A 24,264-nucleotide genomic window follows, 5' to 3' on the forward strand; every position below is an offset into this window, starting at 1 on the left:
ATGGCGATGTTGCGGATTGTTTGCTCATAGCGTAGTTGCTTCCAATGTGCCGCGTTCAGCCCGCGGCGAGCTCTCCAGAATCTGTTGAATTTCAAGGGGGCTGAGCAGCCGGTCTGGAATCAGCTCTCCTCCCCGCACATGCCCGACCCCCAGCAGCACGCGCGGGCACGCCCCGAACACGGCCACGGCGGGCGCGTCGGGCCAGGCGCCGCGCCGGCGCATGCCCGAGAGGAAACGCCCGGCATTGTCATCGTCCAGCGTGACAGCCGTGTGCTGCGCCAGCAAGGTCTCCACCGGGTGCACGCAGGCCATGCGCGCATCCTCGTCCATGGCCTGCAGCGCCTCCAGCGTCACGCAGCGCTCCACGCCGATACCGCCCGTGTCGGTACGGCGCAGGAACGTGAGATGCGCGCCGCAGCCCAGCGCCTGGCCGATGTCTTCACCCAGGGTACGGATGTAGGTACCTTTGCTGCAGGTCACTACCATTTTAATAGCTGGTTGCGCTTTCTCCGTGTGCGTTAGCGCCAATTTCAATGCATGGATCGTGACATCACGCGCCTCGCGCTCCACGGCAATGCCGGCACGCGCGTACTCATACAGCGCCTTGCCGTCTTTCTTGAGCGCGCTGTGCATGGGCGGCACCTGGCGGATGGGGCCGGTGAACTGCGCCTGTACCGCCGCCAACCGCTCGGGCGTGAGCATGGCCGGATCGACCGCGCACCGAGCCAGCACCTGACCCTCGGCGTCACCGGTGGTTGTGGTGGTACCCAACAATGCGACGGCTTCATAGGTCTTGGGCGCTTCCAGCTGCAACTGGCTGAACTTGGTGGCGGCACCAAAGCACAGCGGCAGCACGCCACTGGCCAGCGGGTCCAGCGTGCCCGTGTGGCCGGCCTTCTCGGCGCGCAGCAGCCACTTCACCTTCTGCAAGGCGTCATTGCTGGATAGGCCCAGGGGTTTGTCGAGCAGCAGCACTCCGTGCACCGGGCGCCGCTGCACCCGGATGCGGGGAGCGCGTTCGGTCATGCTGCGTCGTCGTCTTTGGAACGAGAGGCTACCGCGCGCGCGATCAGCGCATTCATGTCGGCCGCCTTCTCGGTGGTGCGGTCGTACACGAAGTGCAGCGTGGGCACGGTGTGGATGTGCAGGCGCTTGAACAGGCCGTTGCGTAGAAAGCCAGCCGCCTGGTTCAAGGCCTCCTCGGAGGCCTCACCATCACCGATGAGCACACTGAAGAACACCTTGGCGTGCGCATAGTCCGGCGTCACCTCGACCCCTTGCAGCGTCACCATGCCGATCCGCGGATCCTTGAGATCGCGGATCAGCTCGGTGAGGTCGCGCTGGATCTGATCCGCGACCTTGAAGCCGCGGTTGGGGGACGAGGATTTCTTGGCAGCCATGTCGTGCGGACCTTACAGCGTGCGTGCGATTTCCTTGATCTCGAAGAACTCCAGCTGATCACCTTCCTTGATGTCGTTGTAGTTCTTGAGCTTGATACCGCACTCGAAGCCTTCCTTGACTTCCTTGACGTCGTCCTTCATGCGGCGCACCGATTCCACATCGCCCGTGTAGATGACGATGTTGTCGCGCAGCAGGCGGAACTTGCAGTTGCGCGTGACCTGGCCCGACGTGATGTACGAACCCGCCACGGTACCGATCTTGGAGGCCACGAACACGGTACGGATCTCGGCCGTGCCGATGGCTTCCTCACGCTGTTCGGGCGCCAGCATGCCGGACATCGCTGCCTTCACTTCATCCACGGCGTCGTAGATGATGTTGTAGTAGCGGATGTCCACGTCGTTGCCTTCGGCCGTTTTACGGGCCTGCGCATCGGCGCGCACGTTGAAGCCAATGACGATGGCCTTGGAGGCAATCGCCAGGTTGACGTCCGACTCGCTGATGCCGCCCACGCCGGAGTACACGATCTGCACGCGGATCTCTTCGGTGGAGAGCTTGAGCAGCGAAGCCGCCAGCGCCTCCTGGGAGCCCTGCACGTCCGCCTTGATGATCAGCGGCAGGGTCTGCACCTCGCCCGCCCCCATCTCGGCAAACATGTTCTCCAGCTTGGCCGCTTGCTGCTTGGCCAGCTTGGTGTTGCGGAACTTGCCAGCGCGGTACGTCGCAATCTCGCGGGCGCGGCGTTCGTCCTGCAGCACCATGAAGTCGTCGCCCGCCTGGGGCACTTCGTTCAGGCCCTGGATCTCCACCGGGATCGACGGGCCGGCTTCCTTGGTCTGCTTGCCGTCTTCGTCCAGCATGGCGCGCACGCGGCCGAAAGTCTGGCCTGCCAGCACCACATCGCCCACCTTGAGCGTACCGGACTGCACCAGCACGGTAGCCACGGACCCGCGGCCCTTGTCCAGTTGGGCCTCGATGACGATACCCTTGGCAGCCGCATCGACGGGAGCCTTGAGTTCCAGCACCTCGGCCTGGAGCAGCACCTGCTCCAGCAGAGCATCGATGCCCATGCCCGTCTTGGACGACACGGCCACGAACGGCGAATCGCCGCCGTATTCCTCAGGCACCACCTGCTCGCCCACCAGTTCCTGCTTGACGCGCTCGATGTTGGCCTCGGGCTTGTCTGCCTTGGTAAGCGCCACCACGATGGGAACACCAGCCGCCTTCGCGTGCTTGATGGCTTCCTTGGTCTGGGGCATCACGCCGTCGTCTGCCGCACACACCAGAATCACGATGTCGGTGGCCTGGGCGCCGCGCGCACGCATGGCCGTGAAGGCCTCGTGGCCCGGCGTGTCCAGGAACGTGACGATGCCGCGTGGCGTCTCCACATGGTAGGCGCCGATGTGCTGGGTAATGCCGCCAGCTTCGCCAGAGGCTACCTTGCTGCGCCGGATGTAGTCCAGCAGCGAGGTCTTGCCGTGGTCCACGTGGCCCATCACCGTCACCACGGGGGCGCGGGACAGTTGTTCGGCATCCTGGCTGGACACTTCCTCGGCGGTGAAGGCTTCCGGATCATCCAGAGCGGCCACCTTCGCGGTGTGGCCCATTTCCTCCACCACGATCATGGCGGTGTCCTGGTCCAGCGGCTGGTTGATGGTGACCATCTGGCCCATCTTCATGAGCGACTTGATCACTTCGGAAGCCTTGATGGCCATCTTGTGCGCCAACTCGGCCACCGTGATGGTCTCGGGCACATAGACCTCGAGCACGCGGAACTCTGTGGCTGCCTGCTGCTGGCGCTGGTCGTCGCGGTCATTGCCGCGGCGGCCGCGGGGGCCGCCACGCCAGTTGTTGCGACCCACGCCGCCACTGCTGTCGCCGCGGGTCTTGATTTCCTTCTTCTTGGTCGTGTCGTTGGCCCAGCTGGACGACAGCTTGGCCGACTTGACCTCCTTGCCCGCCCCGCCTGGCGCCGATGGCGCAGCGGCGCGCGCGCCCGTGCCGGAACCGGTGGCGGGTTTGTGCAGCGTACCCTTCTTGGCATCCCCGGAAGCTCCCGCTTTAGCGGCAGGCTTGGGTTCCTCGGGCTTCTTCGCCACGAGCACCTTCTTGGGGGCAGCCATCATTGCGCGAATGGCCTCGGCCTCGGCAAGCGCCTTGCGGCGGCGCTCGTCCAGGTCGGCCGCACGCGCAGTTTCTTCCGCCGCACGTGCCTTGGATTCTTCATCGGCCTTTGCCCGGGCATCGGCCTGCGCCTTCGCACGTTCTTCGGCCTCCACGGCAGCTTCGCGCTGCGCCTCGGCACGCTCCGCAGACTCCTGCGCCTTCTTTTCCGCCTGCTGGGCGGCATAGGCGGCAGCGCGTTCTTCGGCTTCGCGCTCGCGGCGCTCGCGCTCTTCACGCTCGCGGCGTGTCAAGGCCAACTCTTCCTCCTGGCGGCGAATCAGCTCTGCCTGACGGCGCGCCTCTTCCTCGCGGCGCACGAGCTCGAGATCCTCCGCCGAAGGAGCAGATTCAGCCGCATCGGAAGGCGCGTCGACACTGTCGTCACGCTTGATGAAAGTACGCTTCTTACGCACTTCGACCTGGATCGTGCGTGCCTTGCCAGAAGCGTCGGCCTGCTTGATCTCGCTGGTGGACTTCTTGACCAGGGTGATCTTTTTGCGGTCACCCCCCGCAGTGCCATGACTGGCCTGCAGGTGGGCCAGCAGCTTTTGCTTGTCGGCTTCGTTTAGAACGTCCGACGGCGACGCCTTGACCACACCGGCGGACTTCAGTTGGTCCAGCAAGGTTTCAGGCGATTTCTTGAGCTCTGCAGCGAACTCAGCAACAGTGTTACTCGACATATTGTGTTCGAACCTCCCTGACCCTTACTCTTGCCCCGTGAACCAGTGCTCGCGCGCCTTCATGATCAAGGCGGTCGCATCTTCGGCAGACTGGCCGGTCAGCTCGGTCAGTTCGTCAATGGCCAAATCGGCCAGGTCGTCACGCGTATGCACGCCACCTTCCGCCAACTTGGCGATCAGTTCGGGCGTCAGACCTTCGAGGTCACGCAGGTCTTGCGATACGCTTTCCACGCTTTCTTCACGAACGATTTCCATGGTGAGCAGCGCATCCTTGGCGCGTGCGCGCAGCTCGTTCACCGTGTCCTCGTCGAAGCTCTCGATCTCCAGCATTTCCTGCAGCGGCACATAGGCCACTTCCTCGAGGCTGGCGAAACCCTCCTCGATCAGGATGTTGGCGATCTCCTCATCCACATCCAGCTTCTCCATGAACAGGCGACGTGCGGCATCGGTTTCATTGGCCTGCTTCTGCGCGGATTCAGCCGCATCCATGATGTTGATCTTCCAGCCCGTGAGGTCGGACGCCAGGCGCACGTTCTGGCCGCCGCGCCCGATGGCGATGGCGAGGTTTTCCTCGTCCACCACGACGTCCATGGCGTGCTTCTCTTCGTCGACCACGATGGAAGTCACGTTGGCCGGAGCAAGCGCGCCGATCACGAACTGCGCAGGGTCGTCGGACCACAGCACGATGTCCACGCGCTCTCCCGCCAGTTCGTTGGTCACGGCGTTCACACGCGTTCCGCGCACGCCCACGCAGGTGCCGATGGGGTCCACGCGCTTGTCATGGCTGAGCACAGCGATCTTCGCGCGGCTGCCGGGGTCACGGGCACAGCTTTTGATCTCCAGCAGACCCTGTTCGATCTCGGGCACCTCGTTGCGGAACAACTCGATCATGAACTCCGGCGCGGAGCGCGAGAGGATGATGGGCGCTCCGCGCAGCGTGAGGTCCACCTCCATGATCATGGCGCGCACACGGTCCCCATTGCGCAGGTTTTCCTTCGGGATCATCTCGCCGCGACGCAGGCGCCCTTCCACCCGGCCGCTCTCGACGATGATGTCGCCCTTGTCCATGCGTTTCACCGTGCCGGTGAAAATTTTGTCGCCGCGTGACATGAAATCGTTGAGCAGCATCTCGCGTTCGGCATCGCGGATCTTCTGCAGGATCACCTGCTTGGCCGCCATGGCCCCAATGCGGCCGATCGGTACCGACTCGACGGCTTCCTCGATGTACTCCCCCACCTCGATATCGGCCACCCGTTCGCGGGCATCCATCAGCAGCTCTTCTGCGTCGGGGTTCTGCAATCCGGCATCGTCGGGCACCACCAGCCAACGACGGAAAGTCTCGTATTCGCCGCTGTCGCGATCAATCGACACGCGGATGTCCACTTCACCCTGGTAGAGCTTCTTCGTGGCCTGTGCCAGAGCAGACTCCACAGCGCCCAGGACCACATCGCGCTCCACGTTCTTTTCGCGCGAAATGGCTTCTACCAACATCAACAACTCGCGATTCATGCGACGGCTCTCCTGTTTCTCAATTCCTGACGAACTGCCCGTTCAGAGGACAGTCCGGTTATGCAACCTTCAGCCCGGCTCCCCAGGCTTGGTCCCTCGTCCTTTGAAATCCACGATCGGCGCAAGCCGCGCCTCGCGCAACTCATCCAAAGTGAAACCAAGGGCCTGCAAAGGCGCTGGCACGCGCTTCTTGCTGATGCGCTGCCCCGGCTTCACGGGCGGCTCATCGCTCCAGACAATCTGCCAACCGCCCGAATCGGCACGCTCGAGCGTTCCCCGGAATTTCTTGCGGTTGGCATGCACTTGCCCTCCCGCCGCAGCGCCCATGGGCTGCTTGAGGGTGATGTCGATCACCTCGCCCTCGAAACGCTTGAAGTCCGCCTCGTTGCGCAACAAGCGGTCGATCCCAGGAGATGAGACTTCCAACCGCGTGTAGTCCACCCCCTCCACCTCCAGCGCGAACTGCAACTGACGGGTGACCTTTTCACAATCCTCTACGGTAATGAATTGCTCGACGCCTACGGCAGCGGACACCTCATCCCTGGGCGGCACCCAAACCAGGTCAATGGTAATGCGCAGCAACCCTCCGGCGGAGCGCTCAATCTCCACCAGGTCATAGCCCAACCCGGCCACGGTTTGTTCAACGATTTGCTGCAATGCCACGTGCGTGTGCTCTATCCAATTCCAAGTGAAGGCCCCGCCGGGGCCGGCAAGGCTGCAAAAACCAAAATCAAACGCCCAAAAAAAAGGGCGGTAAGTACCCGCCCGTTTTGGTCGTGAAGCCAGTATTGTAGCCAATATGCGAGGCACCTGCAAAGATCAAAGGCACGTATCTTGCATTCGGGCGGGAATCAACCCTGGCGGCTTGACCGTATTCTCTCAAAAAGGTCCTGCGCTGCGCTGTCCATCATGGCTACTTGGGAAGCCTGCTGCATGCTTTGAAGCATGCGCCCCAACACTGTGGCCTGAGGCAATAGGGGTCCCAGAAACCGTGCAGCCCTACCATCGGCAATCAAGACAGTAGGAAAAGTCTCTACATCCAGGTCGCCGACCACTTCTTCCTCATCCTCCACATCCACCCATTCAAAGCGCATTTGCGGCCAAGCGCGCGCAGTTTGCTCGAAGGCTTGACGGTATTCACGGCATACACCGCACCATTGTGCGCACAGGCACACAACCCACCACTGCGGCGTTGCGCTGGCATGTGAAGCAGCATCCGGCAAAAAGGCTTCGGAGCCCATGAGAAGTTCCTTAAGAATCACGCCCCTCACGGGCCCGATGGACATCGATCGTATCGACCCTGGAAGCCGCATTACCCCAGGCGTTGCGAATATATGAAAGCACATCCGCCACTTCTGCGTCACTCAAACGCTGCAGGAATGGCGGCATGCCATGGGGTTGCGGATTACCGCCGGTGGCTGGCAGATACCCGCCCCGCAGCACCATATGCACCAGATTGACAGGATTTTCCAGCATCACCGCCCGGTTGCCTGCCAGCGGAGGAAAGGCCTCAGGATCGCCCTGGCCCTCGCCTCCATGGCACTGCGCGCATTGACGCTCGTACGTGGCCCGCCCACGCTGCATCGACGCAGGTGAAGGGGGCCGCCGAGACGCGGCGACCTTGTCCGTTGGCGGCAGCGCTTGCAGGTAGTCCGCCATCGCTTGCAGATCGGCATCGCTCAAATACTGAAGGCTGTGGTAGACCACCTCCGCCATGGGGCCGGATACCGCGGCCCGGGGAGAGCGCCCCGCCCCCAGGAGCATGACCACATCCTGTCTCGGCCATTCCGCCACACCTCCTTCATTCGAGGTGTTGAGCGCTGGGGCGTACCAGCCTGCCGCCATCCCCCCGCTCAAACGCCCGTCTGAAGATACCGCCCCCATAGCGTTGCGCGGCGAATGGCATGCAGCACAGTGCCCGAGCCCCTGCACGAGATAGGCGCCTCGATTCCATTCCGCAGAGCGGGACGGTACGGGCTCGAATACACCAGGCCGAAAATACAACGCTCGCCACACTGCCAATGCCGCTTGGGTATTGAACGGGAAGCGCATGCGCGACGGCACGCTGGGTTGCACCACCGGCGGCAAGCTTTGCAAGAAGGCAAAGATGGCATCCGAGTCTTCACGGGTGACGCGCGTATAGCTGGGATAAGGAAAGGCCGGCGAAAGCAGCCTGCCATCGCGCGAACGGCCATTGTGCAGGGCACGCCAGAATTCCGATGCAGACCACGCTCCGATACCCGTTTCCCGGTCGGGTGTCAGGTTGGGGGCGTAAATCACGCCAAAAGGCGTCTCTATCCCACGGCCCCCTGCGAATGCCACGCCCCCCTGCCGGGTGTGGCAGGCGAGGCAGTTACCAGCACGTGCCAAGTACCGGCCTCTGGCAATGTCGAGAGAGGCCGTGGTGGTCACGCGTTCGGCGTGCGGCAGCGGAGCCTCATCCACCCGGTTCAATACCCAGATCCCTCCCGCAACCAGCGCCACGCAAAGCCCCGCCGTCGCAAGCCTTTTGCGCCAAGCACTCATTGCACCTGCTCCGCGCCAGCCTGCAACGCCGGAGAACCCATGCCGCCACAAGGTATTGGCAGCGGCGCCTTGAATGCCGGCGCCGGTGTGAACCTTGAGGGAACAGGACGGGAGGACAGCCACGCCGCGATGGAACTTACATCGTCAGCGGTCAGTTTGCCGGCGATGCGCGCCATGCAATCTGGCGCATGGGCGCGCCGCAGACCGGTCTGCCAGGCCCCCAACTGGGCGCTCACATAATCGCGAGACAGCCCCAGCAACCCTGGAATGAAAGGCGCGACGCCCGCCAGAGCATCGCCATGGCACTGCACGCAGGCCGGCAATTGGCGGCTCGCATCCCCCCACCGCACAAGCGTCTCTCCCTGCGCCAGTGTGGCTGCTGATACAGCTGCAGCTACCGGTGGCGCATAGGGCAGGTCCAGTCTTGCGAAGTAGTCCGCCATCTCCCGTAGATAGTCGTCCGTCAGATGCTGCAGCAAGTACGCCATCTGCGGATAGCTGCGCCGGCCATCACGGAAATTGAGCAGTTGGTTGTGCAGATATCCCGCCGGTTTTCCCGCGATGCGAGGGAAATAACCGTCAGGAGTGGCACGCCCCTGTTTGCCATGGCACGCGGTGCAGGCCTGCACACGCGGCGCCATATCCACGGCCGGCGCGGCGGCCACCGAGGCAGCGAGCAGCATGCACAGCGCCCCTGCCGCGTGCAGCAAGGGGCGTACGAGTTTCTCAGCCACGCCCGACAAAAGGCATTTTGGTCGCCATGACGGTATGGAACAACACATTGGCCTCCAGCGGAAGATTGGCCATGTAGAGCACGGACTGCCCCACGATGTCCACGTCCATCAGAGGTTCCGCCGCAATCTGGCCATTGGCCTGTTGCACGCCCTGCGTCATGCGCTGGGCCAGGTCGGTCTGGGCGTTCCCGACATCGATTTGTCCCACCGCAATATCGTACTTGCGCCCATCGAGAGCCGCTGTCTTTGTCAGGCCCATCACCGCATGCTTGGTGGCGGTGTAGGCGATGGAGTTGGGCCGCGGGGCGTGCGCTGAAATCGAGCCGTTATTGATGATGCGCCCGCCCCGTGGCGACTGCGTCTTCATGACCCGAAAAGCGTTCTGCATGCAAAAAAACATGCCATTGAGGTTGACGTCAACCACCTGCCGCCACTGCTCCACCGCCAGATCCTCCAGCGGCACGGCGGGAGCACTCACGCCCGCATTGTTAAACAACAGATCCACCCGCCCGAACTGAAGCACAGCCCGGTCAAACAGCGTGCGCACCGCAGCGGGGTCGGACACATCGGTGGGAACGGCGAACGCACGCACCCCACCCTCTGATTCGCCCACGACCTCCTGCAATAGCGACTCACGCCGCCCAGCGAGAACAACGCTCCATCCATCGCGCAGCAGCGCCAAAGCCGCCGCCTTGCCAATCCCTGACCCAGCCCCCGTAACGATGGCCACCTTCGATGCTTTAACCATATGCGACGCTTGTCTCCTGTCCTTCTTACCCATCAATCTACTCAACCGCGGGATTTGCGGCCCTTAGAAGGGTTCTTGCCACCTGCCGCTTTTTTGCCGGCCAAGGCCTGCTTATGCGGGCGTCGCCGGCTCCCCTCCTCTCTGCTTTCCCGGGCCGTGGGCACCGAGGCGGATCGACCATCCAAGGCCGCTGCCGAGGAACCGCGTTTCGCGCCATCCCTGGACTTGGGGCCTTTGGTGGAGAAACCGTCGCCGGCTTCGTGCACCAGCCGGAAGTCGATCTTGCGGCCATCGAGGTCGACGCGGCTGACCTGAACACGCACGCGTGCACCAATCGCATAGCGGATACCCGTGCGCTCCCCCCGCAGTTCTTGCCGCGCCTCATCGAACTTGAAGTACTCCCCACCCAGTTCTGTGATGTGCACCAGCCCTTCCACATAGAGGGCATCAAGCGTCACGAAGATGCCGAAGCTCGTCACCGCGCTGACGACACCGCTGTACTCCTCACCCAGATGCTCACGCATGTACTGGCACTTGAGCCATGCTTCCACGTCACGACTGGCCTCGTCCGCACGGCGTTCGTTCGCACTGCAGTGCAGTCCCGCGGCCTCCCACGCCTGCGTCTCCCGGACGCTGATAACGCCACCCGTCTTGGAAGGGCGTGCAGAGGATTCCCCCCCCTTGGAAGCCAGACGCTTGGCCAGCTTGAACTGAGCCTCCCCCGGCGTCGGCAGCGCGGGCAGCACATATTTTGTGCCGCTCAAGATGGACTTGATCACGCGATGCACCAGCAGATCCGGGTAGCGGCGAATAGGACTGGTGAAGTGTGTATAGGCTTCGAATGCCAAACCGAAGTGACCGCTGTTGACAGGCGTGTAGATCGCCTGCTGCATCGAACGCAGCAGCATGGTGTGGATTTGCTGCGCATCCACTCGGTCCTTGGTGGCCTCGGCAATCGCCTGGAATTCTGCCGGCCGCGGGTCGTCCCCGATCGACATGCCAACACCCATGGCTTTGAGATATGCACGCAGGATCTCTTGCTTCTCCGGCGTAGGCCCCTCATGAACGCGATACAGCCCCGCCCGGCCGGCATGACCGATGAAATCGGCGCTGCAGACGTTGGCGGCGAGCATCGCCTCCTCAATCAGGCGGTGCGCCTCGGTGCGTACACGCGGGACGATTTTCTCGATACGGCCATTGTCATCACAGACGATTTGCGTCTCGGTCGTCTCGAAGTCCACGGCGCCGCGCGCCTGGCGCGCGGCCAGCAATGCGCGGTAGACCTCGTAGAGGTTGAGCAGGTTGCCCACGCGCTCTTGATGCTTCAGCGCTTCCGGGCCGCGCGTATTGGCCAGCACCGCAGCCACCTCGGTATAGGTAAGCCGCGCGTGGCTGAGCATGACCGCAGGATAGAACTGATAGGCGTGAATTTCACCCTTGGCGGTAACCATCATGTCGCACACCATGCACAGGCGCTCGACATGGGGGTTCAGCGAGCACAGCCCGTTGGAGAGCTTCTCCGGCAGCATGGGGATAACGCGCCGCGGGAAATAAACGCTGGTCGCGCGGTCGTAGGCGTCAATATCGATGGCATTGCCCGTCTCCACATAGTGGCTCACGTCCGCGATGGCCACGAGCAGGCGCCACCCCTTGGCGCGCCCGATCTTGGCGGGCTCGCAATACACCGCGTCGTCGAAGTCGCGCGCGTCTTCACCATCGATGGTGACCAGGGGGACATCTGTCAGATCAACGCGTCGACGCTTGTCCTGAGCGCGCACCTTGTCCGGCAGCGCCTTCGCCTGGTCAAGGCACGCTTCGGAGAATTCGTGCGGAACCCCGTATTTGCGCACGGCAATTTCCACCTCCATCCCGGGGTCGTCTACCTCCCCCAGCACTTCGACCACCCGCCCCACGGGTTGCCCAAACAAAGCCGGCGGCTCGGTCAGTTCCACCACCACGACCTGTCCCGTCGCAGCAGCCCCCGTAGCACCCTTGGGAATCAGCACGTCCTGGCCGTACCGTTTGTCCTCAGGGGCGACCAGCCAGACACCGCTCTCCTGAAGAAGGCGCCCGATGATGGGTTGGGGCGGGCGCTCCAGAATCTCGACCACGCGGCCTTCAGGCCGGCCGCGCCGGTCCTGGCGCGCGATGCGCACGCGCACCCGGTCCTTGTGCAATACCGCCCGCATCTCATTGGCAGGAAGGTAAATGTCAGGCTGGCCGTCATCGCGCAGGACGAAGCCATGCCCGTCGCGGTGTCCCTGGACGGTGCCTTCGATCTCGTCCAGTGAAACTTTGGCGACGGATGATTCAGAGTGATTTTTTTTGCTATACAATCTATGTCTTTCCTGAAATGCCCAGGTGGCGGAATTGGTAGACGCACTAGTTTCAGGTACTAGCGAGTAACATCGTGGAGGTTCGAGTCCTCTCCTGGGCACCAAGTTTAACGAGAACCCGCCAGGGTTCTGACAGCAAAGGCCGCTTCATTTGAAGTGGCCTTTTTTGTTACCTGGGTCTCAACAATGTGGGCGTGTTGGAGCACCGCGAGGGACACATAAAATTTTTGGAAATGTCGTTCAGGCGATCAAAAAGGCTCCTATAATCTGAGCTTCCCTGAAATGCCCAGGTGGCGGAATTGGTAGACGCACTAGTTTCAGGTACTAGCGAGTAACATCGTGGAGGTTCGAGTCCTCTCCTGGGCACCAAAGACAAGCAAAAGCCGCTGATTTTTTCAGCGGCTTTTTTGTTTGTAACGCCCCTGCAGGCCCGAGATTCACTGCTGGCGCAGCGAGCCACACAATAAATACTACCGGAGGAAAATCATGAAGCGACCCACTTTCGCCCTGCTGGGACTGATGCTCACACTGAGCGCCCCGCATGCCCTGGCCCAAGATGCCGTAATCGGCCGGTATGGCCATCATGTGTATGTGATGGTACCGACCGACAAGGCGGGCAACCGCGCCTATGTGCAGCGCGCCGCGGCGAATGCCTGCGAAGGCAAGAGCCTGTGCCATGCCTCCGTGTGGGCCGAGAGCCTGGACCGCCCCGAAGGCGCGCCGCCCCATCCGCGCTACGAAGAGAACAAGCTGGCGGCATTTCAACGCAACCGCAACGCCGGCGTGGAAGCAAGCCACTCAATCAATTGCCGGCTGTTCGCGCGCGACATCAATGTGCCCTGTCTCGCGGGCACTGAGTAGGCTCTCCAACCGATTCGCCCTACCGCCGGCGGACGCGCGGCCAGGTCCGTGAACGCCTCAGCCAGCCGAGTCGCGCGCCGCAGCGCTGGCATGGAGGCAGATGGCCGCGGCGGCCCCCACGTTGAGCGACTCCTCGCCCCCAGGCTGGGCAATGCGGATGTGGCGCCGCGCACGCTGCTGCAGGGCGGGCGAGACGCCCTGCCCTTCGTGGCCCATGATCCAGCCACACGGCCAGGGCAAGGCTGCGCGATGGAGGAAGTCGCCCTCGTGCGAGCTGGTTGCCAGCAACGGGACCTCCAGCCGGTCGATGTCTGCGGGCGCCAACCCCTCGACCAGCCGCAGGGCGAAATGGGCGCCCATGCCCGCGCGCAGCACCTTGCCACTCCAGAGCGCAGCGGTGCCTTTCAGCGCCGCCACTTGCGTGAACCCGAATGCTGATGCGCTGCGCAGGATGGAGCCCACGTTACCCGCATCCTGCAGGCGGTCGAGCACGACAGTCGGCATCCTGCCGTCCAACCCCTCCGCTTCAGGCAGCGGCAACACAAAACCCATGGGCGCCGGAGATTCCAGAGCACTGATGTCACTCCAGAGCACATCAGCGATCACTACATTTTTTATAGCTGCTCGCGCATATTCCGCGGGCGCTTTGGGCCAAAATGACTCCGAGAACACCGCTATCGCTGGCTTTTGTCCACGCGCCAGCGCGGCGCTGCACAGATGATCTCCCTCCAGCCACACACGGCCCTGTTTGCGGTATGCGGAACTGTCCTGCGACAGGCGGCGCAACTCCTTGAGCAGTGCGTTGTCGCGCGATTGGATGAAAGCAGGCGTGGCGTGCATAGGAAACGCAAAGGGGGATAGCGATCTGACTCAGGCGGCGACGGGCGCCTGCAAGGCGCGCGCCACCGGCGCGAACGAGCGCCGGTGCTGGGGACAGGCCCCATGCACTTCCAGCGCGGCCAGGTGCTCTGCCGTGCCGTAGCCCTTATGGCCGGCAAAGCCATACACCGGGTATTGCTGGTGCAATTGCGCGCACCAGCGGTCGCGCGTGACCTTTGCAAGAATGGAGGCGGCTGAGATCGACGCGACCAGCGCATCGCCCTTGACGATGGCCTCCGCCGGAACGTCCAGCGGCGGCAAGCGATTGCCATCCACCAACACCCGCACCGGCTTCAGCCGCAGCCCCAGCACCGCACGGCGCATGGCCAGCATCGTGGCTTGCAGGATATTGTGTTGATCGATCTCCTCCACCGATGCTTCCGCAATGCTGCAGCACAGCGCCTTGGCGCGGATCTCGTCGTAGAGCTTCTCGCGCCGTGCGGCCGTTAGCACCTTGGAGTCGGCCAGGCCAGCGATGGGCTGCAGGTCGTCCAGGATCACCGCAGCCGCCACCACGGGGCCGGCCAAGGGCCCGCGCCCGGCCTCATCCACGCCAGCGACGAGGCCGGGCGGATGCCAGTCCAGGGCGGCCTGTTCAAGCAAGGAGGTTCTGGATCGCATGGGCAGCCAGTCGCGGGGTATCGCGCTGCAGATCGTCGTGCAATGCCGTGAAGCGCTGTTCCAGCCGTTGGATACGGGCCGGATCCTGCAACCGCGCGTCCAGCCAGCCCTCGACCGCGGTGGCCAGTGCGTCGGGCGTGGCGGCGTCCTGCAACAGCTCGGGCACCACGAACTCCCTGCACAGGATGTTGGGCAAGCCCACCCAGGGCTGCAACTGCTTGCGGCGCATGAGGCGCCAACTGATCGGATGCATGTGGTAGGAGATGACCATCGGCCGCTTGAACAGCGCGGCCTCCAGCGTGGCAGTGCCACTGGCGATCAGCGTCACGTCGCAGGCCGCGAGCACCAAGTGCGATTGGCCCGTGACGATGGTCAGCGCATCCAGCACCCCGCATTCGCGCGCGATCTGCTCGATACGAGCCCTCAGGGCAGGCACCGCGGGTACTACTATTTTTATAGCTGGTCGCGCTTTTTTGATAAGCGCTGCAGCCTGAAAGAACGGCTTGGCAATGTAGGCCACCTCCGCCGAGCGACTGCCCGGCAGGATGGCCAGCACTTCATCGTGTACCGCCAGGCCCAGCTGTGCGCGCGCAGCCGCCTTGTCGGGCACCCGGGGGATGACACTGGCCAATGGGTGGCCGACATAGGTGGCGGCGATGCCCTGGCGCGCGAGCAGTTCCGGTTCAAACGGAAAGATGCACAGGACATGGTCCGCGCTGGCACGAATCTTCTCGACCCGATCGGCGCGCCACGCCCAGATCGAAGGGCAGACGAAGTGCACCGTCTTTATGCCGGCGGCACGCAGGTCCGCCTCCAACCCCAGGTTGAAATCGGGCGCATCCACGCCGATGAAGACGTCGGGCTTGTCCGCCAGCAATCTGGCACGCAGCTGCCGGCGGATCCGCAGAATGCCCAGCAGGCGCCGCACCAGCTCGACGCTGTAGCCGTGCACGGCCAGCCGTTCGCTGGGCCACCAGGCCTGAAAGCCCCGCTCCTGCATGCGCGGCCCGCCGATGCCCATACTGGCCACGGCGGGCCACCGCGCACGCAGGCCGTCCAGCAGCAGGCCGGCCAGCAGGTCGCCAGAGGTTTCGCCAGCCACCATTGCGACGCGGGGAGACTCAGCCACCATGGCGCCAGCGGCGTCTCAGCGCGCGATACCGCGCTGAGACGCGATCACGAAATCACGCAGCAGGGCGATATCGCCTTCCGCCTCGGGATGCGAATGCGGCACGTCGGCCATGGCCGACAGCGCGGCCTCCAGCGTGAGGCCCTGGCGGTACAGCAGGCGGTAGGCCTGCTTGATGCCCGCCATGCGCTGCGCGGAAAAACCCCTCCGGCGCAGCCCTTCCAGGTTCAGCCCGCGCACGGCCAGCGGATTGCCGTCCACCATCATGAAGGGCGGAACATCTTGCGAGATGCGGCTGGCAAAGCCCGCCATGACGTGGGCGCCGATGCGTGAAAACTGGTGCACGCCGGTCAAGCCGCCGATGATGGCCTGGTCACCCACCTGCACATGTCCGGCCAGCGTGGCGTTGTTGGCCAGGATGGTCTGGTTGCCCACCACGCAGTCGTGCGCGATGTGCACATAGGCCATGATCCAGTTGTCGTCCCCGATGGTGGTGACGCCCCGGTCCTGCACGGTGCCGACGTTGAAGGTGCAGAACTCGCGGATGGTGTTGCGGTGGCCGATCTCCAAACGCGTGGGCTCGCCCGCGTATTTCTTGTCCTGCGGAGCTGCTCCCAGCGAACTGAACTGGAAGATGCGGTTGTCTTCGCCAATGCGTGTATGGCCCTCGATCACGCAGTGCGCGCCAATCGACGTGTGCGCGCCGATTTGCACGTGGGGGCCGATAACCGCATACGGCCCCACCGTAACAGTAGGGTCCAACTGCGCGGCCGCATCAACGAGGGCCGTGGAATGGATGTTGGGCGCCAAGCGAAATCCTCGGCCCGTCAGGCCACCGTGCGCATGGTGCACATGATCTCGGCCTCGCACGCGACGCTGTCGCCCACGCGCGCGACGCCCTTGAACTTGTAGATGCCGCCCTTGATGCGGTCCAGTTCCACGTCGAGGATGAGCTGATCGCCTGGCTCCACGGGGCGCTTGAAGCGCGCACCATCGATACCGACGAAGTAAAAAACCTTGTCGTCGCCCGGCGCCTCACCCATCATGTCGAACGACAGCAAGCCCGCCGCCTGCGCGAGTGCTTCGAGAATCAACACCCCCGGCATTACCGGGCGTGCGGGGAAGTGCCCCGTGAAAAACGGCTCGTTGATGGTCACGTTCTTGATGGCCAGGATGCGCTTGCCGCGTTCGAGCTCATTCACCCGATCCACCAGCAGGAACGGATAGCGGTGGGGCAGGAGTTTGAGAATTTGGTGGATATCCATCATTTTTCTGTGAGCGGCCTAGCCGTCTTTTCGTGTTTGTTCGAGAGCCTTGATGCGTTCACGCAGCCGGTACAGCTGCCGCAGCGTGGCCGCGTTCTTTTCCCACTTCGCATTGTCGTCCATGGGAAACACCCCGGTGTACTGCCCCGGTTGCGTGATCGAGTGCGTCACCACCGTGTTGGTGGAGATGTGCACATTGTCCGCCAACTGCAGGTGCCCCACGATGGACGCGGCCCCTGCAATCGTGCAGTGCGCGCCGATGCGGGTGCTGCCCGCCACCGCGGAACAGCCCGCCATGGCGGTGTGGCGGCCGATGTGCACGTTGTGAGCGATCTGGATCAGGTTGTCGAGCTTGACGCCGTCTTCGATGACCGTGTCGTCGAGCGCACCGCGGTCGATGCAGGTGTTCGCACCGATCTCCACATCGTTGCCAATGCGCACCGCGCCCAGTTGCTCAATCTTGATCCATTCGCCGCGCTGCTGCGCAAAGCCGAAGCCGTCGGCCCCGATGACCACGCCAGGGTGCAGGATGCAGCGCTCGCCAACCGTGCAACGCTCGCCGACCGTCACCCGCGACTTGAGCACCGTGTGCGCTCCAATCACTGCGCCGCGCTCGACCACGCACAGGGGACCGATCGAGGCTGTCGAGGCCACCCGGGCTTGCGGATCAACCACGGCGCTGGGGTGGATGCCCGCAGGCGCACCTTGGCCATGCGCACGCACCCACAGCTGCGTCACGTGTGCAAAGTATGTGTAGGGCTGCTCCACAACGATGCACGCGCCGCGCTCCAAGGCTGCATTGCGCATCGCGGGGGCCACAATGACACAGGCCGCCTGGGAGGCGGCCAGTTGTGACTGGTAGCGCGGATTGCTCAGGAAGGACAGGTCACCCGGGCCGGAGGATTCCAGCGGGGCTATGCGGAGGATTTCGGTATCCCTCTCCCCTCCTTCCAGGCTGCCCCCAAGTGCATCGACGATCTGCCCGAGTCGCAAGCTCACGCGCTACTGTCCCGTGCCGGTGCTTTACTTGCCGCCGTTGGCAGCGTTCATCGCCTTGATCACCTTGTCGGTGATGTCGTGCTTGGGATTGATGTAGACGGCCTCCTGCAGGATCACGTCGTACTTCTCCTGCTCGGCCACCTGCTTGACGACGCGGTTCGCGCGCTCGAGCACCTGGCCCAGTTCCTCGTTCTTGCGCGCGCCCAGGTCCTCCTGGAATTCGCGGCGCTTGCGCTGGAATTCGCGGTCCTGGTCCACCAACTGGCGTTGCCGTGCGGTGCGCTGGCTCTCGGCCATCGTGGGCGCCTCACGCTCGAACTTCTCGGTGGCGGACTTGAGCGAATTGCCCATGTCCACCAGTTCTTTCTCCCGGCGGGAGAACTCCTGCTCCAGCTTGGCCTGCGCCGCCTTGGCGGTGTTGGCTTCGCGGAAGATGCGGTCGGTATTCACAAAGCCGGCCCTGAACTCCTGTGCCTGTGCAGGCACGGCGGCAGCCAGGGAGCCCAACAGGACGACCAGGGGAATGTGGCGGGAAAGGGATTTCATTAGAAAGACGTTCCGATCTGGAATTGCAGTTTCTGGATTTTATCGCCGGCGAACTTGCGCACCGGTTGTGCAATGGCGATACGTAGCGGGCCCAGCGGGGAAATCCAGCTCAGGCCCAGACCAGCCGAGACGCGCATGTCGCCCAGCTCCCAGCTCTCATCCTCGCCGTACACGTTGCCCGCGTCCACGAAAGTGAACCAGCGCAGCGTGCGGTCGTTGCCGGCGCCGGGGAACGGCGCGATGAGTTCGGCATTCAGCGTGATCTTCTTGGGGCCGCCCAGCGACGCACCGGTCACGTCCCGCGGACCCAGTGTGCCCTGGTCGAAGCCGCGCACCGAGCCCAGGCCGCCGGAGTAGAAATTCTTGAACACCGGGAAGGGACGGCCATTCATGCCCTTGCCTAAGCCCAACTCACCGTTGAAGGCGATGGTGAACTGCTTGTTCAAGGGAATGTACTGCTGGTATTGGTAGTTGGCTCGCACATAGCGCGCATCGCCGGCCACGGACCATTCGGAGTTCAGGCGCTGGTACCGCCCGGAGTTCGGTGCCAACGCACTGTCACGGTCATCGCGCGACCAGCCAATGGTGAGCGGCACTGATAGGCTGGTTTCACCAAACTGCTGCGCATAGGCGAGGTAGGCGGCGGGGATATTGGTACCGGCCTTGATGCGCGTCTGCTCCACTCCCCCCCCGAAGAACACGGTGTCGGTCTCGCTGAAGGGTACGCCCAAGCGCACACTGGTGCCCGCGGTGACCAGCTCATAGTTGCCGCCCTGGTCTTCGTAGGGCTTGGCCGTGCGGTAGTACACGTCGAAGGTACGGGAGATGCCATCCTGCGTGAAGTACGGATCGGTGGTGGAGAACACCAGCGTGCGGCGGTACTTGCTGGTGTTGACGTCCACGCCAAGGTAGTTGCCTGAACCGAAGACGTTCTCCTGCTTGATGGCAAACGACACCGAGACCTTCTCGGCGCTGGAAAAGCCCGCCCCCAGTTGCAGCGATCCCGTAGGCTTCTCGGCCACGTTCACCACCAGGTCCACCTGGTCGGGCGCGCCCGGCACCTCCTGGGTTTCCACATTCACCTCAGTGAAATAGCCCAGGCGGTCCACGCGGTCGCGCGACAGCTTGATCTTGTCGCCGTCGTACCAGGAGGCTTCAAACTGGCGGAATTCGCGGCGGATGACTTCGTCGCGGGTGCGGTTGTTGCCGCTCACGTTGATCCGGCGCACATAGGCGCGGCGCGAGGGCTCTGCACGCAGCACCAGGGCCACGCGGTTGTTCTCGCGGTCGATCTCGGGCACGGCCTCCACACGCGCGAAGGCGAAGCCGAAGTTCCCGAAGTGGTCAGTGAAAGCCTTGGTGGTTTCGGCCACCTTGTCGGCGTTGTAGGGCTCGCCAGGGCGGATGGTGATGAGCGACTTGAACTCGTCATCGCGGTCCAGGTAGTTGCCTTCCAACTTCACTCCTGAAACCACATAGCTCTGGCCTTCGTTCACGTTGACGGTGATCGAGATGTCCTGCTTGTCGGGCGAGATTGCCACCTGCGTGGACTCGATGCGGAACTCCAGGAAGCCGCGCGCCAGATAGTACGAGCGCAGCGTCTCCAGGTCTGCATTGAGCTTGGCGCGCGAATAGCGGTTGGATTTGGTGTACCAGCTCATCCAGCCGCCCGTGTCCTGGTCGAACAGCCCCTTGAGCGTGGATTCGCTGAAGGCCTTGTTGCCGACGATGCGGATTTCCTTGATCTTGGCGGGCTCGCCCTCGGTGACGGTGAAGGTGAGGTTGACGCGGTTGCGCTCGATCGGCGTGACGGTGGTCACCACCTCCGCGCCGTACAGGCTGCGGTTGATGTACTGGCGCTTGAGCTCCTGCTCGGCGCGGTCGGCCAGGGCCTTGTCGAAGGGGCGCCCCTCGGTCAAACCCACGTCGCGCATGGCCTTCTTGAGGGTGTCCTTGTCGAACTCCTTGGTGCCGGCGAAATCCACGTCGGCGATGGTCGGGCGCTCTTCCACCACCACCACCAGCACGTTGCCGGAAGCCTCCAGGCGCACGTCCTTGAACAGCCCAAGGGCAAACAGCGCGCGGATGGCTGCTGCACCCTTGTCGTCGTTGTACTCGTCACCCACGCGCAGCGGCAACGACGCGAAGATGGTGCCCGGCTCCACACGTTGCAGGCCTTCCACACGGATGTCCTGCACCTTGAACGGCGCCAGCGCCCATGCGGCTTGGGAGGCAAAAACCATGGCTGCGAGGGCGGATGCCGTACGCACGCCCAGGCGATTGATATGTTTTCTCATGGATGAAGCTGGAGCCGACAGTGCAGCGCAACAGCGGCGAAAAGGTTAGCCAAAAAGCCGGGTGAGGTCGTTGAACAGGGCGATGGACATCATGAGGAGAAGCACCGCGACGCCTGTGCGCTGCAGCCGCTCCATCCAGGCTTCGGACACGCCCCGTCCCGTCACCCCCTCCCAAAGATAATACATCAGGTGCCCCCCATCCAATACGGGCAGCGGAAGCAGGTTCAGCACTCCCAGGCTCACGCTGATGAGTGCGAGGAAGCTGAGGTACTGGGTCAGCCCCATGCTGGCGGAACGGCCTGCGTAATCGGCGATGGTCAGCGGCCCGCTGAGGTTCTTGAGCGAAGCCTCACCGATCACCATGCGGCCCATCATGCGCAGCGTGAGGACCGACACCTCCCATGTGCGCACCGTGCCTTTCCAGAGCCCTTCCAAGGGGCCGTAATGCACGTTCACCATCTCGGGCGGCGCGCCCACATAGGCGCCGACGCGTCCCACGGCGCCGCCCGCCTCCTGCGCCACTTCGGGCGTGACTTCCAGGTCGCGCGGCTGACCGTCGCGCTCGATGCGCCAGACCTGCGTGAGCGGCCGGCCTGCCTGCACGGACGCGCGTATCAGCTCGCGCAGTTGCACGCCATCCACCACCGCCGCATTGCCCAGGCGCAGAACCACATCGCCAGCGCGCAGCCCCGCACGCGCAGCCGCGCCGCCTAGCACGACCTCGCCCAGCACGGGACGCGTCCAGGGCGCGGTGATGCCGATGCGGCGATACAGCTGCACATCGGCCTCGCGCACGTCCAGCTGATCTATGCGCAACAGCACCTCGCGCGGCGTCGTTCCGCGCTCTGGCTGCAGCAGCAGCCGCACGTTCTGCCCGTCCAGCGCGCCGCGCGTGAGCGTCCAGCGCAGGTCTTCGAACGAGCGCACGGGCTCGAAATCGCCCTCACCCAGCCCGGCGGACACCACCAGTTCGCCGCCGCGCAGGCCCGCCTGCTCGGCCACCGACCCCGCTACAGGGCTGGCCAGGTAGGCCTTGGGCTCGTCCACGCCGCTCCAGTTGACGGCGGCGTACAACAACACCGCCAGCAGTAGATTGGCCAGCGGCCCCGCGGCAACGATGGCGGCGCGCGAACGCAGGGGCTGGGTATTGAAGGCCAGGTGGCGTTCATGCGGCTCGACGGGCGCTTCGCGCTCGTCCAGCATGCGCACGTACCCTCCCAGCGGAAAGGCGCCGATGACGAATTCCGTGGGTGAGCCCTTGGGCTGCCAACGCAGCAAAGGCTTGCCAAAGCCGACCGAGAAGCGGAGGACCTTGACACCGCAGGCCACCGCTACGCGGTAATGGCCGTACTCGTGCACGGCGATCAGCACGCCCAACGCGACGATGAAGGCAACGACAGTCAGCAGCATGCCTGGGGTTTCCTACAAAAATCAGAGCGCCTTGCGCTTATCCAGCAATGGTTTGAATATAAAAGTCACCTGTAACCCTTGTATGACAAGCGCAAAACGCTCACCTTTTAAGAGCATCCCTCACAGGCGCGCCATCAGCTCCGCGGACCGCGCACGCGTGCGCGCATCCAGCGCCAGCAGTGCGTCCAGCGAGTCCGGGTTGGACGGTTCGACGGCTTCCAAAGTTGCAAGGTTGAGCGCATGGATCTGGTCGAAACGTATGCGCTGCTCCAGGAAAGCCGCCACTGCCACCTCGTTGGCGGCATTGAGCACGGCCGTGGTGCCGGGCGCCGCGCGCAACGCCTGCCAGGACAGGTGCAGGCCGGGAAAGCGCGTGGCATCCGCTTCTTCGAAGGTCAGCGCCGCCAGTTGCGTGAAATCCAGGGGTGCCGCGCCGCTTTCCACCCGCTCGGGCCAGGCCAGGCCACAGGCGATGGGCACGCGCATATCGGGCGTGCCCAACTGGGCAATGATGGACGCGTCCACAAACTGCACCATGGAGTGGATGATCTGCTGCGGGTGGATGACCACCTTGATCTGCTCGGGCGCCAGGTTGAACAGCCAGCGCGCCTCGATCACCTCCAGCGCCTTGTTCATCATCGTGGCCGAGTCGATGGAAATCTTGCGGCCCATCGAGAAGTTGGGATGCGCGCAGGCCTGCGCCGGCGTCACGTCGCGCAGCGTGGCCGGGTCGCGCGTGCGAAACGGCCCGCCCGACGCGGTGAGCAGCACGTGGTCCACGCGCCGCGGCCAGGTGGCGGGGTCTTCGGGCAGGCTCTGGAAGATGGCGGAATGCTCGCTGTCGATGGGCAGCAGCGTGGCGCCGCCTTCGCGCACCGCGGCCATGAACACCTCGCCCCCGACGACCAGCGCCTCCTTGTTGGCCAGCAGCAGGCGCTTGCCCGCACGCGCGGCCGCCAGGCACGGCGCCAGTCCCGCCGCGCCCACGATGGCCGCCATGACCGCGTCCACCTCTTCGTGGGAGGCAATGGCTTGCAGCGCATCGGGTGTCTGCAGCACCTCGGTGGGCAAGCCGCGCTGCTGCAGTTTGTCTGCCAGCTGCCTCGCGTGTGCACTGCTGGCCATCACCGCATAGCGCGGGCGGAACTGCGCGCATTGCGTCAGCATCAGGTCCACCTGCGTGGCCGCGCTCAGCGCAAAGACTTCGTAGCGATCGGGGTGGCGTGCCACCACGTCGAGGGTGCTGGTGCCGATGGATCCCGTAGAACCCAGCACCGTGAGACGTTGTTTCATGCGGATGCGAAATGAGAAAGCATCATGGCCAGGGGCAGCGTGGGCAGCAGCGCATCGATGCGGTCCAGTACGCCGCCGTGGCCGGGCAGCAGGCCGCTGCTGTCCTTGACACCGGCGCTGCGCTTGATGAGCGACTCCACCAGGTCGCCTACCACGCTCATGGCGGCCATGAACAATGCGCCAACGACCAGCAGCCATACGCCCTGGGCTGCCAGGCGTGAGTACAGGCTGGGCACGCTGGCCTGCCAGGCCCCATCGGCCGCGGTCCAGGCCGCGGCCAGCACCAGCACACCCAGCATGCCACCCCACACCCCTTCCCAGCTCTTGCCGGGGCTGATAGAGGGAGCCAGCTTGTTGCGCGTGAAGCGCAGGCCAAAAGCGCGGCCGGCAAAGTAGGCAAAGATATCGGCCGCCCACACCAGGGTCAGAACCGACAGAAGGAAATTGACCCCCACCACGCGCGCCTGGGCCACGGCCAGCCAGGCCATCCACAGCGCCAGCACGCCCCCAGCCACGCGCAGCCCGCGCGGCAGCTGCGGCCAGCCGGCCACGCCCACGCGCAGCAAGGCGGCCCCGCCCAGCACCCAGGCAGCGCCGCCCACCAGCCACAGCCAGGGCAGCGGCTGGTGCAGCCAGCCCGCAGCCCACCCGAGGCCGCACAGCACTACACACGCGGCCCCCAGGCCGATGCTGCCGCCACCGCCGAGGCCGTTGAGCCGACCCCATTCCCACGCCGCCGCAGCCATCATGACCAGCGTCACCACGGCAAAGGGCACGAACGAGGGATAGAACAATGCCGGCAACAGAATGGCCAGCAGGACCAACGCGGTGATGACACGTTGCTTGAGCATCCAGGCCCCTTCAGCG

The 24,264-nt window shown here is 64.0% G+C and carries 22 protein-coding genes and 2 tRNA genes; 3 read left to right on the forward strand and 21 right to left on the reverse strand.

The features are described from left to right. Window positions 1–24: 24 nt before the first annotated feature. From truB to rnr, 10 genes are all read right to left on the reverse strand, one after another. Window positions 25–1,026, reverse strand: coding sequence for a tRNA pseudouridine(55) synthase TruB (truB, locus tag BA022_RS07730; protein ID WP_088887080.1), 1,002 nt, complete (start codon window positions 1,024–1,026; stop codon window positions 25–27). Continuing rightward, complete coding sequence (gene rbfA / locus BA022_RS07735; protein ID WP_011805755.1) at window positions 1,023–1,400, reverse strand: 30S ribosome-binding factor RbfA; 378 nt, start codon at window positions 1,398–1,400, stop codon at window positions 1,023–1,025. The genes truB and rbfA overlap by 4 nt, the downstream gene beginning before the upstream one ends. A 12-nt stretch (window positions 1,401–1,412) precedes the next feature. Then, window positions 1,413–4,244 (reverse strand): translation initiation factor IF-2, encoded by a 2,832-nt coding sequence (gene infB, locus BA022_RS07740; RefSeq protein WP_088887081.1) that lies wholly within the window; start codon window positions 4,242–4,244, stop codon window positions 1,413–1,415. 24 nt (window positions 4,245–4,268) lie between these two features. Next, window positions 4,269–5,753: a transcription termination factor NusA gene (gene nusA, locus BA022_RS07745; protein WP_088887082.1), complete on the reverse strand. Its 1,485-nt coding sequence runs from the start codon at window positions 5,751–5,753 to the stop codon at window positions 4,269–4,271. 69 nt (window positions 5,754–5,822) lie between these two features. Continuing rightward, window positions 5,823–6,416, reverse strand: a complete 594-nt coding sequence (gene rimP, locus BA022_RS07750; RefSeq protein WP_088887083.1) for a ribosome maturation factor RimP — start codon at window positions 6,414–6,416, stop codon at window positions 5,823–5,825. Between the two features lie 188 nt (window positions 6,417–6,604). Beyond that, window positions 6,605–6,994 carry a thioredoxin domain-containing protein gene (locus BA022_RS07755; RefSeq protein WP_088888557.1) on the reverse strand — a complete coding sequence of 130 codons (390 nt, stop codon included), beginning with the start codon at window positions 6,992–6,994 and terminating at the stop codon, window positions 6,605–6,607. Between the two features lie 10 nt (window positions 6,995–7,004). After that, complete coding sequence (locus BA022_RS07760; RefSeq protein ID WP_088887084.1) at window positions 7,005–8,279, reverse strand: c-type cytochrome; 1,275 nt, start codon at window positions 8,277–8,279, stop codon at window positions 7,005–7,007. Beyond that, a complete protein-coding gene (locus BA022_RS07765) occupies window positions 8,276–8,962 on the reverse strand; it encodes a c-type cytochrome (RefSeq protein WP_187306026.1) in 687 nt (228 codons plus the stop codon). The genes BA022_RS07760 and BA022_RS07765 overlap by 4 nt, the downstream gene beginning before the upstream one ends. A gap of 43 nt (window positions 8,963–9,005) precedes the next feature. Continuing rightward, a complete protein-coding gene (locus tag BA022_RS07770; RefSeq protein WP_418236169.1) occupies window positions 9,006–9,794 on the reverse strand; it encodes an SDR family oxidoreductase in 789 nt (262 codons plus the stop codon). An 8-nt stretch (window positions 9,795–9,802) separates the two neighbouring features. Continuing rightward, window positions 9,803–12,097, reverse strand: a complete 2,295-nt coding sequence (gene rnr, locus BA022_RS07775; RefSeq protein WP_088887086.1) for a ribonuclease R — start codon at window positions 12,095–12,097, stop codon at window positions 9,803–9,805. A 19-nt stretch (window positions 12,098–12,116) separates the two neighbouring features. Between rnr and BA022_RS07780 the strand changes: the two genes are divergently transcribed. The 3 genes from BA022_RS07780 to BA022_RS07790 all read left to right on the forward strand — a co-directional run bounded on the left by BA022_RS07780 (window position 12,117) and on the right by BA022_RS07790 (window position 12,958). After that, window positions 12,117–12,201 (forward strand) — tRNA-Leu (locus tag BA022_RS07780). 180 nt (window positions 12,202–12,381) lie between these two features. Further along, window positions 12,382–12,466: transfer RNA gene (locus tag BA022_RS07785), tRNA-Leu, on the forward strand. Between the two features lie 117 nt (window positions 12,467–12,583). Continuing rightward, window positions 12,584–12,958 (forward strand): hypothetical protein, encoded by a 375-nt coding sequence (locus BA022_RS07790; RefSeq protein ID WP_011805764.1) that lies wholly within the window; start codon window positions 12,584–12,586, stop codon window positions 12,956–12,958. Between the two features lie 57 nt (window positions 12,959–13,015). On the opposite strand, the gene BA022_RS07795 is transcribed toward BA022_RS07790, so the two are convergent. From BA022_RS07795 to BA022_RS07845, 11 genes are all read right to left on the reverse strand, one after another. Continuing rightward, window positions 13,016–13,798 carry a TrmH family RNA methyltransferase gene (locus BA022_RS07795; protein WP_088887087.1) on the reverse strand — a complete coding sequence of 261 codons (783 nt, stop codon included), beginning with the start codon at window positions 13,796–13,798 and terminating at the stop codon, window positions 13,016–13,018. A gap of 30 nt (window positions 13,799–13,828) precedes the next feature. Continuing rightward, window positions 13,829–14,458 (reverse strand): ribonuclease HII, encoded by a 630-nt coding sequence (rnhB, locus tag BA022_RS07800; protein WP_011805766.1) that lies wholly within the window; start codon window positions 14,456–14,458, stop codon window positions 13,829–13,831. Next, window positions 14,433–15,590: a lipid-A-disaccharide synthase gene (gene lpxB, locus BA022_RS07805; protein WP_088887088.1), complete on the reverse strand. Its 1,158-nt coding sequence runs from the start codon at window positions 15,588–15,590 to the stop codon at window positions 14,433–14,435. Before lpxB ends, rnhB begins: the two co-directional genes overlap by 26 nt. 15 nt (window positions 15,591–15,605) lie before the next feature. After that, entirely contained in the window at window positions 15,606–16,397 is a 792-nt protein-coding gene (gene lpxA, locus BA022_RS07810; RefSeq protein ID WP_088887089.1) for an acyl-ACP--UDP-N-acetylglucosamine O-acyltransferase, read from the reverse strand. 17 nt (window positions 16,398–16,414) lie between these two features. Then, window positions 16,415–16,855 (reverse strand): 3-hydroxyacyl-ACP dehydratase FabZ, encoded by a 441-nt coding sequence (gene fabZ / locus BA022_RS07815; protein WP_011805769.1) that lies wholly within the window; start codon window positions 16,853–16,855, stop codon window positions 16,415–16,417. A 15-nt stretch (window positions 16,856–16,870) separates the two neighbouring features. Then, window positions 16,871–17,851 carry a UDP-3-O-(3-hydroxymyristoyl)glucosamine N-acyltransferase gene (gene lpxD, locus BA022_RS07820; protein ID WP_088887090.1) on the reverse strand — a complete coding sequence of 327 codons (981 nt, stop codon included), beginning with the start codon at window positions 17,849–17,851 and terminating at the stop codon, window positions 16,871–16,873. A gap of 24 nt (window positions 17,852–17,875) precedes the next feature. Next, window positions 17,876–18,397: an OmpH/Skp family outer membrane protein gene (locus BA022_RS07825; RefSeq protein WP_015912870.1), complete on the reverse strand. Its 522-nt coding sequence runs from the start codon at window positions 18,395–18,397 to the stop codon at window positions 17,876–17,878. Continuing rightward, complete coding sequence (gene bamA / locus BA022_RS07830) at window positions 18,397–20,694, reverse strand: outer membrane protein assembly factor BamA (RefSeq protein ID WP_015912869.1); 2,298 nt, start codon at window positions 20,692–20,694, stop codon at window positions 18,397–18,399. The genes BA022_RS07825 and bamA overlap by 1 nt, the downstream gene beginning before the upstream one ends. 45 nt (window positions 20,695–20,739) lie before the next feature. Further along, the gene (gene rseP / locus BA022_RS07835) at window positions 20,740–22,104 is read right to left on the reverse strand and encodes an RIP metalloprotease RseP (RefSeq protein ID WP_088887091.1); all 1,365 of its coding nucleotides are present in this window, start codon (window positions 22,102–22,104) and stop codon (window positions 20,740–20,742) included. Between the two features lie 120 nt (window positions 22,105–22,224). Continuing rightward, window positions 22,225–23,397, reverse strand: a complete 1,173-nt coding sequence (gene ispC, locus BA022_RS07840; protein WP_088887092.1) for a 1-deoxy-D-xylulose-5-phosphate reductoisomerase — start codon at window positions 23,395–23,397, stop codon at window positions 22,225–22,227. Further along, the gene (locus BA022_RS07845) at window positions 23,394–24,248 is read right to left on the reverse strand and encodes a phosphatidate cytidylyltransferase (protein ID WP_015912866.1); all 855 of its coding nucleotides are present in this window, start codon (window positions 24,246–24,248) and stop codon (window positions 23,394–23,396) included. The genes ispC and BA022_RS07845 overlap by 4 nt, the downstream gene beginning before the upstream one ends. Window positions 24,249–24,264: the final 16 nt, after the last annotated feature.

Origin of the sequence: Diaphorobacter nitroreducens (genome assembly GCF_002214645.1) — a bacterium.
GTDB classification, from domain to species: domain Bacteria; phylum Pseudomonadota; class Gammaproteobacteria; order Burkholderiales; family Burkholderiaceae_C; genus Diaphorobacter; species Diaphorobacter nitroreducens.

Excerpts from the sequence above, each read along its gene's own strand:
- truB (WP_088887080.1), bottom strand. The coding sequence starts at position 1,026 with ATGACCGAACGCGCTCCCCGCATCCGGGTGCAGCGGCGCCCGGTGCAC.
- rbfA (WP_011805755.1), bottom strand. The coding sequence starts at position 1,400 with ATGGCTGCCAAGAAATCCTCGTCCCCCAACCGCGGCTTCAAGGTCGCG.
- infB (WP_088887081.1), bottom strand. The coding sequence starts at position 4,244 with ATGTCGAGTAACACTGTTGCTGAGTTCGCTGCAGAGCTCAAGAAATCG.
- nusA (WP_088887082.1), bottom strand. The coding sequence starts at position 5,753 with ATGAATCGCGAGTTGTTGATGTTGGTAGAAGCCATTTCGCGCGAAAAG.
- BA022_RS07755 (WP_088888557.1), bottom strand. The coding sequence starts at position 6,994 with ATGGGCTCCGAAGCCTTTTTGCCGGATGCTGCTTCACATGCCAGCGCA.
- BA022_RS07760 (WP_088887084.1), bottom strand. The coding sequence starts at position 8,279 with ATGAGTGCTTGGCGCAAAAGGCTTGCGACGGCGGGGCTTTGCGTGGCG.
- BA022_RS07765 (WP_187306026.1), bottom strand. The coding sequence starts at position 8,962 with ATGCTGCTCGCTGCCTCGGTGGCCGCCGCGCCGGCCGTGGATATGGCG.
- BA022_RS07770 (WP_418236169.1), bottom strand. The coding sequence starts at position 9,794 with ATGGGTAAGAAGGACAGGAGACAAGCGTCGCATATGGTTAAAGCATCG.
- BA022_RS07790 (WP_011805764.1), top strand. The coding sequence starts at position 12,584 with ATGAAGCGACCCACTTTCGCCCTGCTGGGACTGATGCTCACACTGAGC.
- BA022_RS07795 (WP_088887087.1), bottom strand. The coding sequence starts at position 13,798 with ATGCACGCCACGCCTGCTTTCATCCAATCGCGCGACAACGCACTGCTC.
- rnhB (WP_011805766.1), bottom strand. The coding sequence starts at position 14,458 with ATGCGATCCAGAACCTCCTTGCTTGAACAGGCCGCCCTGGACTGGCAT.
- lpxB (WP_088887088.1), bottom strand. The coding sequence starts at position 15,590 with ATGGTGGCTGAGTCTCCCCGCGTCGCAATGGTGGCTGGCGAAACCTCT.
- fabZ (WP_011805769.1), bottom strand. The coding sequence starts at position 16,855 with ATGATGGATATCCACCAAATTCTCAAACTCCTGCCCCACCGCTATCCG.
- BA022_RS07825 (WP_015912870.1), bottom strand. The coding sequence starts at position 18,397 with ATGAAATCCCTTTCCCGCCACATTCCCCTGGTCGTCCTGTTGGGCTCC.
- bamA (WP_015912869.1), bottom strand. The coding sequence starts at position 20,694 with ATGAGAAAACATATCAATCGCCTGGGCGTGCGTACGGCATCCGCCCTC.
- rseP (WP_088887091.1), bottom strand. The coding sequence starts at position 22,104 with ATGCTGCTGACTGTCGTTGCCTTCATCGTCGCGTTGGGCGTGCTGATC.
- ispC (WP_088887092.1), bottom strand. The coding sequence starts at position 23,397 with ATGAAACAACGTCTCACGGTGCTGGGTTCTACGGGATCCATCGGCACC.
- BA022_RS07845 (WP_015912866.1), bottom strand. The coding sequence starts at position 24,248 with ATGCTCAAGCAACGTGTCATCACCGCGTTGGTCCTGCTGGCCATTCTG.